Source organism: Citrobacter sp. MGH106 (genome assembly GCF_001037495.1).
Classification (GTDB): domain Bacteria; phylum Pseudomonadota; class Gammaproteobacteria; order Enterobacterales; family Enterobacteriaceae; genus Citrobacter; species Citrobacter murliniae.
The window spans coordinates 3,602,766-3,619,618 of the sequence record NZ_KQ089822.1; the positions used below are offsets into that span (position 1 = coordinate 3,602,766).

The window sequence follows — 16,853 nt, forward strand, 5'->3', positions numbered from 1 at the left end:
TGAAGGGTGATGTGTATTGGGGATTCGACAATGCTCGTCTATTGGCTCGATATTGTAGGCACTGCGGTATTTGCTATCTCTGGCGTATTACTGGCCGGGAAATTACGTATGGACCCCTTTGGTGTCCTGGTCCTCGGCGTTGTTACCGCAGTAGGCGGCGGCACGATCCGCGATATGGCACTGGATAACGGGCCGGTATTTTGGGTTAAGGATCCTACCGATCTGGTTGTTGCCATGATCACCAGCATGCTCACGATCTTACTGGTGCGCCAGCCAAGACGATTACCCAAGTGGATCCTTCCGGCACTGGATGCTGTCGGTCTGGCGGTATTCGTCGGCATTGGCGTTAATAAAGCATTTCTCGCCGGAACCGGACCACTGGTGGCAATTTGTATGGGAGTAATCACCGGCGTAGGTGGCGGGATTATTCGCGACGTGTTAGCACGTGAAGTACCGATGATTTTACGTACAGAAATCTACGCAACTGCCTGTATTATTGGCGGGATTGTTCACGCCACGGCGTTTTATACATTTTCAGTACCGCTGGAAAACGCCAGCATGATGGGGATGATCGTCACATTGCTGATTCGGCTTGCCGCTATTCGCTGGCATTTAAAGCTACCGACGTTTGCGTTAGATGATAATGGTCGATAATTTGACGACGCGGGATACACAGGCCGGATAAGACGTTTACGCCGTTATCCGACAAATTGCCCGGCGGCGCGACGCTTACCGGGCAGACAGAATCAGCTCATCAAATGCTGAAGGAAGAGCCACACCCGCAGGTGCTTTTAGCGTTCGGGTTCGTCACAACGAAGCGGGAACCTTCCAGACCTTCGGTATAGTCAACCGCACCACCCACCAGATATTGCAGGCTCATTGGATCAACCACCAGACCAACGCCTTGTTTCTCAATGGTCATATCACCTTCGTTAACTTGATCATCAAAGGTGAAACCATACTGGAAACCGCTGCAACCACCACCGGTGATATACACGCGTAATTTCAGATTCGGGTTATCTTCGTCAGCGATCAGGCTTTTTACTTTATTGGCTGCTGCTTCTGTAAATTGCAGTGGCAGCGCTACGTCATCACTCATATTTTGCTCCAAACGACATTGGCAATTGGATAAATTTCAACCCAATATTTTGGGCCATTATCTAATACCCTGGTATTTCGTTCAAGTATTCTCGCCAGCAGCTGTACTCTGGCTTTTCGCCGCCTGCTCCGCTTCCTGTTTTGCCAGCGTACGTGCAAGAATAGTCGAGTATAGCGGCTTTCCGCCCATAAATTGGGCTAATAGTGTTGCGCCAAGACAGGTAATAATCATTGGCAAAATGAGCTGGTAGTTATCAGTCATTTCCAGAACCAGCACAATGCCCGTTAATGGTGCACGTACTGAAGCCGCCAGCAACGCCCCCATTCCGGCAATAGCAAACGTCCCGGCTTCCAGATGATACTGCGGAAAAGACGCCGCTGCAGCCATGCCAAATGCGGTGCCGAGCAATGTACCCAGCGCCAGCATCGGTGCAAATATCCCACCGGGCGCACCGGAGGAGAAGCACAGCAGCGTGGTGATGACCCTGGCAACAAAAATAAACAGCAGTATTCCAACACTGAAATTGCCCGCTGCTGCGATAGGGATCAGGTTAAACCCACCACCTGCCGCTTCAGGTTTTATTAAACCGAGGATCCCACACAGACCGCCGATAGCGCCCCCCATCAGCACCCACTTTTTAATTTCGCCGCCGTGGAAGCGTTGAAACATATCCTGGGTCCGCAACACCATTGTATTGAATAACGGTCCGACACAACCAAAAATAATTCCAAGGACGAGATATAACCACAGCGTATTAACCGGTGCATTGGAGAGCTTCCCGACTTCAATGATCGGGGCCTCGCCGTTAAAAATACGGAACACAATGCTGGACATAATAACGCCGGTAAATACGGCTTTGATCGATACAAGGTTGTAACGGAACTGCGGACGCATCTCTTCAAGAATGAACAGGATACCCGCCAGAGGCGCATTAAAAGCGGCCGACAGACCGGCTGCAGCACCGGTAGCTAGCAGAGTATGGCGCGCTTCAGCGCTACGCATACGGAAAACATCAAGCACCATGCGTCCGATATTGCCGCCAATTTGCACCGTCGGCCCTTCTCGTCCAAGCACCATCCCGGCACCCAGCGTTCCCATACCGCCGATAAACTTCACCGGCAATACACGCCACCAACGCACCGGGCGCAACTCTTCCAGTGCACCTTCGATCTCCGGAATCCCCGAACCACCCGCTTCCGGCGCAAATTTACGCACCAGGAAATAACCGACCATTGCCAGCAGCGCAGAAAGAATAAACGCCAGCGGCCACACCAAAATGGCATGATCGGCGACCTGTGCCAGCGTGCCTATACGCAGGTTCTGTACCCAGGACACAGCTTTCTCAAAAGCAACACCAACAAGTCCAGTCACGGTGCCGACAACAGCCGCCATAAAGAGGATCGCCAGCGGTGTCTTGTCCCGATCAAGTAGTCGACGGATCTGATCCCTGCGCCGTAAACGCACAATTTGCTGTGCTTCAAAAGAGGGAGAGTCTGTTTTCATTAGATGATCATTAATTGGTAATACAAATACGGAATCGGCATTCTACTCGCACATTTCGTGAAAATCCCCTGCAAATCGTATTGTTTCAAATGCGCAAAACTTTCATAACCTTCTCTGAATAACTAGAATAGCGGGCATTCACTTTTTCTACGAACCAGGACCCCATCCATGAGTAAGTCTGAAAACCTCTACAGCGCAGCACGCGAACTTATCCCCGGCGGCGTTAACTCCCCTGTTCGCGCCTTTACCGGCGTGGGTGGTACTCCGCTGTTTATCGAAAAAGCAGACGGCGCGTATCTGTATGACGTCGATGGTAAAGCCTACATTGATTATGTTGGTTCCTGGGGCCCGATGGTGCTGGGCCATAACCACCCGGCTATCCGCAATGCGGTGATTGAGGCTGCAGAACGTGGCCTGAGCTTTGGTGCGCCAACCGAGATGGAAGTGAAAATGGCGGCGCTGGTCACTGAACTCGTGCCAACCATGGACATGGTGCGCATGGTCAACTCCGGTACCGAAGCGACGATGAGCGCCATCCGTCTGGCGCGCGGCTTCACCGGACGCGATAAAATTATCAAATTTGAAGGATGCTATCACGGTCATGCTGACTGCCTGCTGGTAAAAGCCGGCTCCGGCGCACTGACGCTGGGCCAGCCGAACTCTCCGGGCGTTCCGGCAGATTTCGCTAAGCATACTCTGACCTGTACTTATAACGATCTCGCCTCTGTACGTGCAGCATTTGAACAGTATCCGCAAGACATTGCCTGCATTATCGTGGAGCCGGTCGCTGGCAACATGAACTGCATCCCGCCGCTGCCGGAATTCCTGCCTGGTCTGCGCGCGTTGTGCGATGAGTTTGGTGCGCTGTTGATTATCGATGAAGTAATGACCGGTTTCCGTGTCGCGTTGGCTGGCGCGCAGGATTACTACGGCGTCGTTCCGGATCTGACCTGTCTGGGCAAAATCATCGGTGGTGGTATGCCTGTTGGTGCATTCGGTGGTCGTCGCGATGTCATGGACGCGCTGGCACCAACCGGACCGGTTTATCAGGCTGGTACGCTGTCTGGTAATCCAATTGCCATGGCGGCAGGATTTGCCTGTCTGAATGAAGTTGCCCAGCCGGGTATTCATGAAACATTAGATGAACTCACCACCCGTCTGGCAGAAGGTCTGCTGGAAGCCGCCCAGGAAGCGAATATTCCTCTGGTGGTTAACCATGTGGGCGGGATGTTCGGGATTTTCTTCACCGAAGCAGAAACCGTGACCTGCTATCAGGACGTAATGGCATGCGATGTCGAGCGCTTTAAGCGTTTCTTCCACATGATGCTGGATGAAGGGGTTTATCTCGCGCCATCAGCCTTTGAAGCTGGCTTTATGTCCGTCGCGCACAGCATGGAAGATATCAATAACACCATCGACGCCGCACGTCGGGTGTTCGGGAAGTTGTAAAAAGCAGCATCAGAGATCGTAAGCCGGGTAAGGCACTCCGCCACCCGGCTTTTTTGTTGCCGGATGGCGACACAAAGTGCTTATCCAGCTTTGTATTACCGGCTCTGCTTACGTAGCAGCCAAATGAAATATGGCGCACCAATAAACGTCGAGAGTAATCCCGCCGGGATCTGATACGGAAACAGCACCATTCTGCCGCACCAGTCCGCAAAGACCAACAGTACCCCACCCGCCAGCGCTGACATCACCATATGCGGCATGGTACGCCGAAAACCGAGCATACGCGCGATATGCGGCGCCATCAGCCCAACAAAGCTCAACGGTCCAATAGTCATGGTTGCCGTTGCGGTCAGTCCCGCGGCCAGCATCAGCAAACCGACACGTGACGGTGTCAACGCAATACCCACCGCCCGAGCCGTATCACCGCCCAGCGGTAAAATCGTCAGCCAGCGACGACACAACGGCGTAATCGCCAGCAGAATCACCATCACGATCCCAGTACGTATTACCTGTTCAGGGTAAGCGTTATAGGTCGAGCCGGAGATCCAGGTCAGTATGCTCGCCATCCGCGGGTCGCCGCTGGCCTGTAGCATCATCAGCAACATAGTAAATGCAGTGCTAAGCGCCATCCCTGCCAGCAGCATTCGGTGAGGCGAAAAGCCCCCGCGCCCAGCGGCAATCATGATGATCAGCAACGTCACCGCTGCCCCGATACTCCCGGCAGGTAGCAGCCAACCGAAGGCATTTCCGGGCACCAGAAACAACATCAACACGACGCCAAACGCCGCACCGGAGCTGATACCCAATACTTCCGGGCTGGCCATGGGGTTACCGGTCAGGCGCTGAATAATACAGCCCGCTACCGCCAGCATAACACCCGCAATCAGTGCCGCCATAATTCGTGGCCAGCGCCAGGGCATCAGCTCATCCAGCATCACACCACTGGCCCAACTCCAGCCATGAGCATCGCGACCAAAAGAAAGCGCCACTACGACGGTCAACAACAATATTGCGCCCCCCACCAGGACGAACATCAACACGTTCTGACGTTCCGCAACAACGTGACTACTGGCATTCATATCCGGCGCGCTCATGCTGCGCAAACGCGGCAGCAGCCACAACAGCAGCGGTGCGCCTATCAGCGCGGTTACCGAACCAGTAGAGACTTCCATCCATACGCGGGTCAACCACAGAATAATTTGATCGGAAAGCCAGAGGATCAGAGCACCAATCAGCGGGGCCAGCATCAGGCGAGCCAGTAAGCGCCGGGCGCCGAGCATTTTTGCCAGCAGCGGCGCAAACAGACCAATAAAACCAATAATTCCGACTGCGTTAACCAGCAAAGCACTCAGCACAATCGCCAGCGACAATGCGGCCAGACGCGCCAGCGATAGCGCCAGGCCAAGATTACGCGCTACACCGTCATCCAGCCCCATCAGCGTCATAGGACGTAATAACAGCAGGGTTAGCATCACGCCACCCAGCAGTTGCGGCCACAGACGCTGCACCCCGTTCCAGTCAGTTTGCGTTAACGTTCCGCTGCTCCACAAAAACATGCTTTGCAGTTGATCGTGATGGAAGATAACCATCAGTTGGTTAATCGCGCCGCAGTACAGACTTACCACCAGACCTGCAAGGATCAATGTGACGGGCGAAAGACGTTTGCCCCAGGCGACACCAAACACCAGCGCTCCGACGATACATGCTCCTGCCAGCGCCGCAAATTGCGTGGTCAGCGCTCCGGGGAGCGCCCACAGTGTAGTGACAGTTATACCTAACTGTGCTCCGGTTGCCACGCCAAGCGTGGTCGGCTCTGCCAGCGGGTTACGCAATACCTGCTGAAACAAAACGCCAACCAGTCCCAGCCCGGCACCGACCAGTAACGCAATCGCCAGCCTCGGCAGCAAACTGAAATGGAAAACCATCTGTTCAATGATATCGATATCCGGCGACCAGATAGCCTGCAGCCACTGGCTGCGCGGCAGGGCTACAGAGAAGTTAACCCAGGTCAGCCAGCAGGCAGATACAAACAAGACTGTCAGTAAAAGTACCGGGAAAAGCGCAACACGTTTACTCACGCTTTGCCTCCCAGCGCATTATCCAGAATGCGCACAAAGCGCATCGCCGACAGTGTTGCGCCATAGAACCAGACGGCAGGTACGCGCTGAAAACGTCCGGCCCGGACAAACGGCATTGCCTGCCACAACGGGGTGGACATCAGCGCATTCATCTCTTTATTGTTGCCATGATCAAAGCACAACACATCAACATCTTTATAGACCGCAAGCCGATCGATACCCACAGCAGTGCTACCCCAGAAGTTTGTTTCCCCCTGCCAGGCGTTACGGATCCCGTACTCGTCCAGCACTTCCTGAAACAGACAGTTAGGACCAAACACCAGCATATGGCGAGGATCCAGCAGGGTCATCAGCAGTAAAGGACGCTCTCCGCGCTGAATAAAGCGTGGTTTCAGGCTGTCAATAAAGCGATCATATTGCGCCAGATGACGTTCGGCAGCAGGTTCCAGATTCAGCAACTGCGCCATTTCCTGCAGCGACTGGCGGGCAACCGCCAGCGGCTTTTTGCCATCGCTGAAGTTAAATCCACGGCCAGGCGCAATACGAGCCAGTTTCTCGGGCGCAGGACCATAGCCTGCCGACCAAACCATAAATGAGGGCTTCATTTCAGTCAGCAGTTCAAGATTGGGTTCAGTGCGTAACCCGACGTCAATCACCGAGTCCGGCAGAGCAGGTTCATTGACCCACAGCTTGTAGTTCGGAACATCTGCGACGCCATAGGGTGTAATACCCAGCGCCAGCAGCAGCTCAACCGGTAACCACTCCAGAGCCACAATGCGCTGCGGATCAACCGCCGCCGCACGCGCCTGATTCATCTGCCAGAGCAATGGTGACAACGCCATTGCCGTTAGCAAACGACGGCGGGTTATATGATGTAATGCGATCATTAATAGACAAAACTCACAGGTGCAGCACCAGCCGGATGCGGCAAAATACCCATCGGGATACCGTAGATCTGTTCCAGGGTTTCACTGCGCATCAGTTCAGCAGGCGTCCCCTGAGCGATCATTTCGCCACCTCGTAGCGCCACCAGATAGTCACAGTAGCGGGCAGCCATATTGATATCATGCAGCACGGCGATCACCGTCAATCCACGTTGTTGGCTCAAGCGATGCACCAGCGCCAGCACATCAACCTGATGGGCGATATCCAACGCCGAAGTGGGTTCGTCGAGCAGCAGGCAACGACTGTCCTGCGCCACCAGCATGGCGATCCACGCACGTTGACGCTCGCCGCCGGACAAACTATCAACCAGACGATGTGCCAGTGGCTTTAACCCTACCAGCGTTATCGCCTCTTCCACTTTTTCTCTGTCAGCTACACCAAAACGTCCCAGCGCACCGTGCCACGGGTAGCGACCAATCGCCACCAGTTCACGCACTGTCATCCCTTCCGCCTGCGGCAACTGCTGCGGTAACCAGGCAACCTTGCGGGCAAATGCTTTACTCTTCCAGCTATCAACGGGCTGTCCATCCAAAAAAATATCGCCTTCAGAAGGCGGCTGATGGCGAGCTAACATCTTTAATAACGTGGATTTACCGGAGCCGTTATGGCCGATAAGACCGGTCACTTTACCCACGGGAAAGGTTAACGAGAGAGGATGCAAAAGCGTGCGGCCAGGTACACGAAAGGAGACATGACTTAGCGCAAAAGTGGTGTCGGGATGGGATCTGTTTTCCTGCATAGCGGCCAACTTGTAAAACGGGCACGCAAAGCGTGCCCAAAGAGAAATTAGAAACGGAAGGTTGCTGTTGCAACGACCTGACGTTCCGCGCCCCAGAAGCAGCCATAGGTATTGAAGCAACTGGCGACGTATTCACGGTCAAACAAGTTGTTCACATGCAGCGCCACGTTGGAGCCCGCCATACCAACGCGAGCCAGATCGTAACGTACCAACGCATCCACCAGCGTATAGCTCCCCACTTTGAAGGAGTTTGCCGGGTCGCCATAGCTGGAACCAGTATAACGAACGCCAGTACCCAACGTCAGCCCGGAAAGCGCACCATCATAGAGGGTATAATCGCCCCACAGTGATGCCATATGTTTTGGCACCTGAGCAGGCGTATTGCCTTTGTAGGTGGTGTCAGTGGTGTATTCCGCATCGGTGTAGGTATAAGAGCCGACAACGTTAACGCTGGCAGACAGTGCCGCTTTCGCTTCGATTTCCACACCGCGAGAACGAATTTCACCGCCTTCAACTGAGAAGAACGATGTGCCTGTCGGGTCAGCCATCAGGTTGTTGGTTTTGGTCAACTGATAGACAGCACCGGTGATCACGATCGGACGATCGCTCGGAACATATTTCACGCCCGCTTCGTACTGCTTACCTTTGGACGGTGCGAAAATATTCCCACTAGCCCCCGTCTGGGAAGCCGGTTCAAACGACTCGCTGTAGCTGAAATACGGGGTTACGCCGTTGTCGAAAAGATAGTTAACACCGCCACGCCAGGTGAACTGCTTATCATCGCGGGAATCCGTAACGCCAGAAACACGGTTCAGAGAGTCCTGTTTAGCCCAGTCGTAACGACCGCCCAGAGTAACCAGTACCTTATCCCACTGCATCTGATCCTGCGCATACAAGCCAGTCTGTTTCTGTTTGTTCAGCACTTTGTAAGGACCAGAAGGGCCTGGGTGTGAGCCAAAATCAAAGTCGCTGCGGTCAAGGTTATAGATATCGGACGGTGCAACAGAACCGGCATAACCAAACCATGAGTCGATATCGTTACGCATGCGCATAAAATCAACGCCGGTCAGCAGGGTATGATCCACATCGGCAGTCGCGAACTTACTTTGCAGCTGAGTATCAACAGCGAAGTTCTGCAATTTCTCATTATCGATAACGTACTGACGAGTCAGCGTGTGATCCCAATCGGACTGAGGAACGCTGGCGCAAGGACTTTTAGCCGGATCCTTGGTATAGAGCGGATCGGAACACATACCGTAGCCATATACGCTGTTTTGCGAAACTTTGTTTTGCGCATAGCGCAAATTCTGACGCACGGTAAAAGTGTCGTTAAATTCGTGATCGAAGCTGTAGCCTACCATCTTCTCGTTACGAGAATAGGTATTGTTGCCCGCACCTTCATTGAAATCAGTAGGGAGACGTGTGCCATTTGGCAGTTTCGTTACTGTCCCCTCTTTTGGCAGCCAGCCGTAATAACCGGTCTCTGGCTCATTCTGGAAATAAGAGAGGAAAGTGAAGTTCGTTTTATCGTCCGGACGCCAGCTGAAAGAAGGCGCAATGGCATACCGTTGCTCTTCCGCACCTTGCTGCTGTGCATTAGCGGAGCGAGCAAGGCCCGTTAAGCGATAAGAATACACACCGTCATCATCCAGCGCATCACTGAAGTCAAAACCGGTCTGGAACAGGCTGTCAGTGCCCATTTTGAACTGAACTTCTTTCAACGGTTCCGTCGTCGGGCGCTTGCTGACCATGTTCAACAAGCCGCCAGGGTTACTCTTTCCGTAAAGAACGGAAACCGGGCCGCGCATAACCTCAGCGCGCTCCAGCATATAGGGATCGATTACCGCGTCGTTATAGAAGTTGCCCTGCATTTTCAGGCCGTTCAGATAGTTATTCTGGCTTTGGCCGTCAGCGGCGAATCCGCGAATGATCAGGTAATCATAGGTATTAGATGCACCACGAGTTCCCACAGCGACACCAGGAGTGTAACTGAGCGCTTCTTTTACGGATTTAGGCTGATGTAACGCCATCTCCTCAGCGGTAACAACAGATATAGACTGCGGGACTTTTTGAATCGGAGTGTCTGTTTTTGTCGCCGTGGCAGATTGTCTTGCCGCGATGGTTGCCGCGGGGCCCCATGCGCTTTCTTGTGCGGCAGGTGCTGCGGTTACGGTGATTGTTTCTTCTTTCGGTTGAACCGCCGCCTGTGCATACACAGACATGCCGCTAACCGCTGTGGCTACTACAACTGCGATTTTACGCAGCGAAGAGTTTGGCTGAGCAGTTTTAAGACGCGCCATTGGTATATCTCTGATGAAAGTGAATGATAACGTAAACGAGAATTATTATTATAACGGCAGCATAATATTCGAAACTCTGGCGGGATAGCAAGCAATACACATCCCTACTAAAACTGAGGGGTTAAGAAATAACCAGATGAAAAGAAAGGGTTAATAAATTACGCTGAAATGTTGTTTGCCTCAATCCAGACGTGGGCAAAGAAAAACCCGCCGAAGCGGGTTTTAGGGGGTATTAGTTGCTACCAAACATATCTTTTATCCAACCTGCGACACCGTCGCCATCTTTCTTCTCCTGCTGCGGCGGTTGTTGTTGCTGCTGCTGCTGCTGTTGGGGTTGTTGCTGCGGCTGCGTTGACTGATCAAACGGATTGCCTGACTGCTGCTGCATCTCACCTTGCTGACACAATGAATCAGGATCGCTTGTCCACACCGGAAGCGTACGCATCCCGCCGCTACAAACGAAGTTACCGTCGTAATCCACGCCCATATCAACAATATCTTCCGGCGGCGTCAGCGTCAGTGGCGTCGGTGTCTGGTTAGCCAGATAGCGCTGGTAAATCGACATCGCTCCGCTCGCGCCGTACAGCTTGGTTGGCTGGTTATTATCACGCCCCACCCAGGTAATGGTCACCTGACTGCCGTCAATACCCGCGAACCAGGTATCAACGTTGTTGTTAGTGGTCCCGGTTTTACCTGCCAGATGCAGCCCAGGATACTTGGCGCCCAGCTGACGACCGGTACCGCGCTGTACAACCTGTTGCATCGTCCACAACGTCATGTACGCCGCCTGTGCCGGAACGGCTCGTTCGGCCTGTGGGAAGCTCTGATACAGCACCGTGCCATCTTCGGCGATCACCGAACGCAGTGCTGATAACGGCGCGCGGTTACCACCGCTGGCGATAGTCTGGAACGCCTGCGCCACTTCGATTGGTGTAAGGTTCAGTGCTCCCAACAGCATAGCCGGAACCGGATTCAGTTGATCTTTCGGCGCACCCAGTTTTATCCATGTATCGGTCACGGCTGGCAGACCCAGCGCCATCCCCAGATTTACCGTCGGTACGTTCATGGAACGCGTTAACGCATCCACCAGCATCACTCTGCCACTTTCGCTGTAGCGACGGTCATCGTTCTGCGGAGACCAGACCTGCCCGTTAGGCTGACGCAACGCAATCGGCGCATCGGCAATCCAGGTATTCAGACGGTACAGCTTCGGCTGACTCAGTGCGGTCAGATAGGTCGCCGGTTTCGCCAGAGAACCAATCGAGCGGCGTGCCTGCATCGCACGGTTATAGCCTGCAAACTGTGGCTCCGCCCCACCAACCATCGCACGAACTTCCCCACTGAAGCGATCCACAACCACAATCGCGGTTTCCAGATCGCTCAGCTTACGCTGTTTCTTCAGCACCGGAATGCCTTCAACCGCTGCTTTTTCTGCCGCATCCTGCGCCACAGAATCAAAAGTGGTGAAGATCTTCACGCCGGAGAGGTCTTTAACTTTATCACCCAGCTTCGCCTGCAGTTCCTGACGTACCATCTGCATAAACGCTGGCTGCGGTGAAATCACCCCGCCACGTGGTTGTACGCCTAACGGACGCGCACTCAGCATGTCATACAGATCCTGGTCAATAATCTGCTGCTGTTGCAGCAGACGCAGCACCAGGTTACGGCGCTCCAGCGCCAGTTTCGGGTTACGCCACGGATTGTAGATAGACGCCCCTTTAACCATCCCCACCAGTAGCGCCTGCTGATCAAGGCTCAGTTCTTCAACCGGACGCCCAAAATAATAAAGACTCGCCAGCGGGAAACCACGGATCTCGTTGTCGCCGCTCTGACCGAGGTACACCTCGTTCATATACAGCTCAAGAATGCGGTCTTTGCTGTAGCGCGCATCCATGATCAGCGCCATATAGGCTTCGTTAGCCTTACGCCAGTACGAACGCTCACTGGAGAGGAACAGGTTTTTCACCAACTGCTGAGTCAGCGTACTCGCCCCTTGCACAGTACGGCCTGCCGTCAGGTTAGCCAGTACCGCACGCCCAATGGAGTACAAACTGATGCCGTCATGCTCATAGAAATGGCGGTCTTCGGTAGCCAGCAGTGTATCAACCAGCAGATCAGGGAAGCCACTGCGGGGAACGAACAAGCGCTGCTCACCGTTTGGCGAAGAGAGCATGGTAATCAGACGCGGATCCAGACGGAAGAAACCGAACTGGCGGTTGTTGTCCAGATTCTCGATAGTGTCCAGATGATCGCCATCAAAGGTCAGACGCGCACGCACCTGGCCTTCTTTACTGTCCGGGAAGTCAAACGGACGACGGATCATCTCAATGCTGTTCGCCTGTACGGTAAATTCGCCAGGACGCGTCATCTTCGTCACCTGACGATACTGCGTGGCCTCCAGCAGTTTCACCATCTCTTTTTTACCGATGGGCATTTCTGGCTCAAGGTTAACCATACGGCCATACACCGCCGCAGGAAGCTGCCAGACTTTGCCATCAATACGGCTACGGATTTTTTGATCCAGGTAGACGCCGTAAATGGCAATCAGCACCAAAAAGACAATCGAGAGTTTTAGCAGCAGCCAGAACCAGCCGCGCTTACCACGAGGCTTACGCCCTTTGCCTTTACCTTTGCGCGGCATCGGTTCTTCATCCTCATAGTCGTCATCATCATAATCGTCGTCATACTCGTCATCTCTGAGTTGACGACGGCTCACCTTTTGTTTCACCGGACGCGATGGTTTCCCTTTACGTCCAATTGGCTCGCGGTCATTCCCCGCCATGCTTTTTCTCCGCAACATTCAGGCGCAAAGGCCTGATTCTCTGTTCTTCCGTCAGGCGACAGAAGAAGAAATCTCTCAATTTTTACCGCTCTTTCGCCAGAGACGGTGTCAAACGCCTTAATCAACCTACGGATCGCCGTACAGTGTAGGCCTGAAAGCAGCGCACCATCAGGCAGAATACTTCTTGGTGCGCCGTGTTGGCGCGGTATTCGCCGGATCGTCCGGCCAGACATGCCTGGGATAACGCCCTTTCATCTCTTTTTGCACTTCGCGATAAGCCCCCTGCCAGAACGCGCTCAAATCACGGGTGATTTGTAGTGGGCGTTGGGCCGGAGACAATAACTCGAGCACCAATGGAACACGCCCCTGCGCGATGGTAGGGGTCTTCGCTTCGCCAAACATTTCCTGCATTCTAACCGCTAATGCCGGCGGGTTATCCTCGTGATAACGAATGGCTATCCGGCTGCCCGTCGGCACAGTGTAATGCGCAGGCAGCTCACTATCCAGACGTTGCAGCATTGACCAGTCCAGTAGCCCACGCAAAGCCTGCCCCACATTTAACGCTTTGAGAGCACGTAAAGAGTGCACACCTTGCATATGCGGCAACAACCAACTCTCCAGCGTCGCCAGCAAAGAGGCATCATCCACTGCTGGCCAGTTGTACTCAGGCAACCAATTTGCCGCACATTGCAGACGCAGCCGGAACTGTTCCGCTTCCGGGGTCCAGTTGAGCACACTCAGGCCTTTATCGCGAATACCATTCAGCATCGCCTGATGCAGTTCCTCTTCCGAAGGTTTTGCCAGTGGCTGAACTTTCACCGTCAGTTGACCAATACGCGTTCGGCGCCATGCCTTCAACGTTCCCTGATTTTCATCCCATTCGATGGTGTCTGACTGTTGCAACAGCTCAGGACTTGTTTGCAGCAGCGTATCAATATCCAACGGCAGAGCGAGCAGAATACGCGCATCAGGCGAAGCACTGCCCTGTAGCAACAGAGGCGCGATTAGCCATTCATGCCGCCCTGATGCGTCGTCGGCATCAAGCATTGCCCCCATTCCGTTAGCCAACTGATATCGCCCTTCCTGGCCACGACGCCGCGCAATGCGATCGGCGAATGCTTTTGCCAGTAAAGGCGCGATTAGCTCACTGTCGGGCTGACCACTCTGCACATTAAGCCGCTTCAGCAATTGCTGACTACGCTGCTGCCAGCCTGGCTGGTTACGCGAAAAATGTACGGTCAAATCGGTATGTCCACCGCGCGGCGGCTCTTCCAGAATCGCCGCCAGCTTTGCCGCTGTAACAGCTTCGTTTTCATTTGTCGCGCCGATGAGCATTGCCGCCAGTCGGGGATCGTTACCCAGCGCAGCCATCTTCTGCCCGGCAGCGTTCAAGCGCTCACCATCCATGGCTTGCAACATCTGTAATAATCGTCTTGCCGCCTGCAAATTTACAGCAGGCGGCATATCCAGCCAGTTCAGTTGCGCAGGGTCGGTGCATCCCCATTGCAGCAGTTCCATCAGCAAACCGGATAGATCGCTCTGTAAAATCTCTGGCTCACCCTGTGCTGCCGCCCTTTCTGCCTGCTCTTTGGCAAGCAGGTGCAGACAAATCCCCGGTTCCAGACGTCCTGCGCGACCGGCTCGCTGTGTCATAGAGGCCTGGCTAATGCGCTGGGTAATCAGCCTCGTCAAACCGGTGCGGGCATCATAGCGCGCCACGCGCTCCTGCGCGCAGTCCACCACCAGACGAATGCCCTCAATGGTTAAGCTGGTTTCGGCAATGTTCGTTGCCAGCACCACTTTGCGCTTACCTTGTGGCGCGGGCAAAATCGCCTGGCGCTGATCGGTCAGCGATAACGCGCCATATAACGGGCATAACAGAACATCGCTACCCACACGTGAAGCCAGTTGCTCCTGCACGCGTTGGATCTCCCCAACCCCCGGTAAAAAGAGCAGCAGAGAGCCGCTTTCATTACGCAGTAGCTCCGCAGTAGCAATAGCCACCGCCTCATCAAAACGCAGATGCGCAGCCAGCGGCTGATAGCGCCGCTCAACGGGGAATGCGCGGCCTTCAGAAATAATCGTCGGGGCAGCGGGCAATAACTGTTGCAGGCGGCCGTTATCCAGTGTGGCCGACATGATCAGCAGTTTTAAGTCATCTCGTAATCCTTGTTGCACATCCAACAGCAGCGCCAGTGCAAGGTCTGCCTGTAAGCTGCGCTCGTGAAATTCATCGAGGATCACCAGCCCAACGCCATTCAGCTCGGGATCGCGTTGGATCATTCGCGTTAGCACCCCTTCCGTCACCACTTCGAGCCGGGTCCGTGGCCCGACACAGCTTTGGGCGCGCATACGGTAACCTACTGTCTCACCGGGCTTTTCATTCAGTAATTCAGCCAGGCGCTGCGCCACATTGCGAGCGGCCAGACGTCGCGGTTCCAACAGAACAATCCGCCCCAGGATTCCCTTGTGCGTAAGAAACTGCAACGGCAGCCAGGTTGATTTCCCGGCACCGGTCGGCGCGGTCAACAGAACCTGTGGTGAAGCATCAAGGGCATTAAGCAGTTCAGGCACAACGGCAGCAACGGGCAACGACGTCACAAATGACTCCAGAGGGTTAACATTCTTCGCGCTGCATTGTAGCATCGCGTTAATTCATAACCGAGTATCCATCATGTCTGAGCCAAAAAGGCTGTTCTTTGCCATTGAATTACCAGCCGAGGTTCGGGAGCAACTTATCCACTGGCGGGCGGCACAGTTTCCGCCAGAGGCGGGGCGTCCAGTCGCTTCTGACAATCTGCACCTGACGCTGGCATTTTTAGGCGATATCAGCGCAGAGAAACAGCAGGCGCTGTCACAACTGGCAGGGCGTATTCGCCAGCCAGGCTTTACGTTAAAACTGGATGACGCCGGGCAATGGTTGCGATCAAGGGTAATATGGCTTGGCATGCGTCAACCACCGCGCGGGTTGCTGCAACTGGCGAATATGCTGCGGTCACAGGCCGCACGCAGCGGGTGTTACCAAAGTCCGCAGCCATTTCATCCACATATCACGCTGCTGCGCGATGCCAGTCATGCTGTCACTATCCCGCCGCCAGGTTTTTGCTGGTCGTTTCCGGTAACGGAGTTTGCCCTTTACGCCTCTTCATTTGAACGAGGTCGCACGCGCTACACGCCATTACAACGCTGGACGCTTGCAGAATAATTAAGGATAACCCATGCAGTTTTCTCCCCCACTTCAGCGCGCTACGTTAATTCAGCGCTACAAGCGTTTTTTAGCGGATGTGATCACACCTGATGGCACAACGATAACGCTACACTGCCCAAATACCGGTGCCATGACCGGATGTGCAACCCCCGGAGATACCGTCTGGTATTCGACGTCAGAAAATACTAAACGGAAATATCCGCACACCTGGGAATTAACACAAAGCCAATCTGGTGCTTTTATTTGTGTTAACACGCTATGGGCTAACAGATTAACGAAAGAGGCTATTCAGAATTCGCTAATTTCAGAAATTTCAAACTACAATACGTTGAAAAGTGAAGTAAAATATGGTGTCGAAGGTAGCCGCATTGATTTTTTGTTACAGGCAGATTTCCGCCCTGACTGCTATATTGAAGTGAAATCAGTCACGTTGGCGGAGAATGAGCAAGGTTATTTTCCCGATGCCATTACTGAACGAGGTCAGAAACATCTTCGGGAATTGATGAGCGTAGCGGCTGAAGGCAAGCGAGCGGTGATATTTTTCGCCGTTCTGCATTCAGCAATTACACGGTTTTCACCCGCGCGGCATATTGATGCAAAATATGCGCAATTATTAGCCGAAGCGCAGCTTAAGGGGGTAGAAATTCTGGTTTATAAAGCGGAACTTTCTGCCCACGGTATGACTCTTAAAGAGCCATTGCCCATTACTTTGTAATGGTGCGAAAAACGGGTTAATTAGTATTCTGGCCG

The 16,853-nt window shown here is 53.8% G+C and carries 13 protein-coding genes; 4 read left to right on the forward strand and 9 right to left on the reverse strand.

Annotated features, from left to right (window positions below; translation table 11 throughout):
- The first annotated feature begins 30 nt into the window (after nt 1-30).
- On the forward strand, nt 31-654 hold the full coding sequence (locus SK36_RS16880; protein WP_045439956.1) for a TRIC cation channel family protein: 624 nt from the start codon (nt 31-33) through the stop codon (nt 652-654).
- Between the two features lie 100 nt (nt 655-754).
- Here SK36_RS16880 and erpA read toward each other — a convergent pair whose 3' ends face one another.
- From erpA to clcA, 3 genes are read right to left on the reverse strand one after another with little or no spacing between them, the layout of a single operon-like run.
- Nucleotides 755-1,099: an iron-sulfur cluster insertion protein ErpA gene (gene erpA / locus SK36_RS16885; protein ID WP_008786260.1), complete on the reverse strand. Its 345-nt coding sequence runs from the start codon at nt 1,097-1,099 to the stop codon at nt 755-757.
- A complete protein-coding gene (gene yadW / locus SK36_RS24745; protein ID WP_136345333.1) occupies nt 1,092-1,157 on the reverse strand; it encodes a small protein YadW in 66 nt (21 codons plus the stop codon). Before yadW ends, erpA begins: the two co-directional genes overlap by 8 nt.
- 23 nt (nt 1,158-1,180) lie before the next feature.
- Nucleotides 1,181-2,602, reverse strand: coding sequence for a H(+)/Cl(-) exchange transporter ClcA (gene clcA, locus SK36_RS16890; RefSeq protein WP_045439953.1), 1,422 nt, complete (start codon nt 2,600-2,602; stop codon nt 1,181-1,183).
- A 168-nt stretch (nt 2,603-2,770) separates the two neighbouring features.
- On the opposite strand from clcA, the gene hemL reads away from it, so the two are divergent.
- Nucleotides 2,771-4,051 carry a glutamate-1-semialdehyde 2,1-aminomutase gene (gene hemL, locus SK36_RS16895; protein WP_048222032.1) on the forward strand — a complete coding sequence of 427 codons (1,281 nt, stop codon included), beginning with the start codon at nt 2,771-2,773 and terminating at the stop codon, nt 4,049-4,051.
- A 95-nt stretch (nt 4,052-4,146) separates the two neighbouring features.
- On the opposite strand, the gene fhuB is transcribed toward hemL, so the two are convergent.
- The 6 genes from fhuB to hrpB form a co-directional block, all read right to left on the reverse strand.
- Complete coding sequence (gene fhuB, locus SK36_RS16900; RefSeq protein ID WP_048222033.1) at nt 4,147-6,129, reverse strand: Fe(3+)-hydroxamate ABC transporter permease FhuB; 1,983 nt, start codon at nt 6,127-6,129, stop codon at nt 4,147-4,149.
- Nucleotides 6,126-7,016: a Fe(3+)-hydroxamate ABC transporter substrate-binding protein FhuD gene (fhuD, locus tag SK36_RS16905; RefSeq protein WP_045439938.1), complete on the reverse strand. Its 891-nt coding sequence runs from the start codon at nt 7,014-7,016 to the stop codon at nt 6,126-6,128. Before fhuD ends, fhuB begins: the two co-directional genes overlap by 4 nt.
- On the reverse strand, nt 7,016-7,813 hold the full coding sequence (gene fhuC, locus SK36_RS16910) for a Fe3+-hydroxamate ABC transporter ATP-binding protein FhuC (protein ID WP_045439935.1): 798 nt from the start codon (nt 7,811-7,813) through the stop codon (nt 7,016-7,018). Before fhuC ends, fhuD begins: the two co-directional genes overlap by 1 nt.
- A gap of 47 nt (nt 7,814-7,860) precedes the next feature.
- On the reverse strand, nt 7,861-10,113 hold the full coding sequence (gene fhuA / locus SK36_RS16915) for a ferrichrome porin FhuA (protein WP_045439933.1): 2,253 nt from the start codon (nt 10,111-10,113) through the stop codon (nt 7,861-7,863).
- A gap of 232 nt (nt 10,114-10,345) precedes the next feature.
- Nucleotides 10,346-12,895, reverse strand: a complete 2,550-nt coding sequence (gene mrcB, locus SK36_RS16920; protein WP_048222034.1) for a bifunctional glycosyl transferase/transpeptidase — start codon at nt 12,893-12,895, stop codon at nt 10,346-10,348.
- 168 nt (nt 12,896-13,063) lie between these two features.
- The gene (gene hrpB / locus SK36_RS16925) at nt 13,064-15,496 is read right to left on the reverse strand and encodes an ATP-dependent helicase HrpB (RefSeq protein WP_048222035.1); all 2,433 of its coding nucleotides are present in this window, start codon (nt 15,494-15,496) and stop codon (nt 13,064-13,066) included.
- A 73-nt stretch (nt 15,497-15,569) separates the two neighbouring features.
- Here hrpB and thpR point away from each other — a divergent pair, with 73 nt between their 5' ends.
- Nucleotides 15,570-16,100: an RNA 2',3'-cyclic phosphodiesterase gene (gene thpR, locus SK36_RS16930; RefSeq protein WP_048222036.1), complete on the forward strand. Its 531-nt coding sequence runs from the start codon at nt 15,570-15,572 to the stop codon at nt 16,098-16,100.
- Between the two features lie 13 nt (nt 16,101-16,113).
- The gene (gene sfsA, locus SK36_RS16935; protein ID WP_048222037.1) at nt 16,114-16,818 is read left to right on the forward strand and encodes a DNA/RNA nuclease SfsA; all 705 of its coding nucleotides are present in this window, start codon (nt 16,114-16,116) and stop codon (nt 16,816-16,818) included.
- Nucleotides 16,819-16,853: the final 35 nt, after the last annotated feature.

Coding starts and splice junctions, on each gene's coding strand:
- SK36_RS16880 (WP_045439956.1), top strand. CDS start 31: ATGCTCGTCTATTGGCTCGATATTGTAGGCACTGCGGTATTTGCTATC.
- fhuA (WP_045439933.1), bottom strand. CDS start 10,113: ATGGCGCGTCTTAAAACTGCTCAGCCAAACTCTTCGCTGCGTAAAATC.
- erpA (WP_008786260.1), bottom strand. CDS start 1,099: ATGAGTGATGACGTAGCGCTGCCACTGCAATTTACAGAAGCAGCAGCC.
- fhuD (WP_045439938.1), bottom strand. CDS start 7,016: ATGATCGCATTACATCATATAACCCGCCGTCGTTTGCTAACGGCAATG.
- fhuC (WP_045439935.1), bottom strand. CDS start 7,813: ATGCAGGAAAACAGATCCCATCCCGACACCACTTTTGCGCTAAGTCAT.
- mrcB (WP_048222034.1), bottom strand. CDS start 12,895: ATGGCGGGGAATGACCGCGAGCCAATTGGACGTAAAGGGAAACCATCG.
- sfsA (WP_048222037.1), top strand. CDS start 16,114: ATGCAGTTTTCTCCCCCACTTCAGCGCGCTACGTTAATTCAGCGCTAC.
- clcA (WP_045439953.1), bottom strand. CDS start 2,602: ATGAAAACAGACTCTCCCTCTTTTGAAGCACAGCAAATTGTGCGTTTA.
- thpR (WP_048222036.1), top strand. CDS start 15,570: ATGTCTGAGCCAAAAAGGCTGTTCTTTGCCATTGAATTACCAGCCGAG.
- hemL (WP_048222032.1), top strand. CDS start 2,771: ATGAGTAAGTCTGAAAACCTCTACAGCGCAGCACGCGAACTTATCCCC.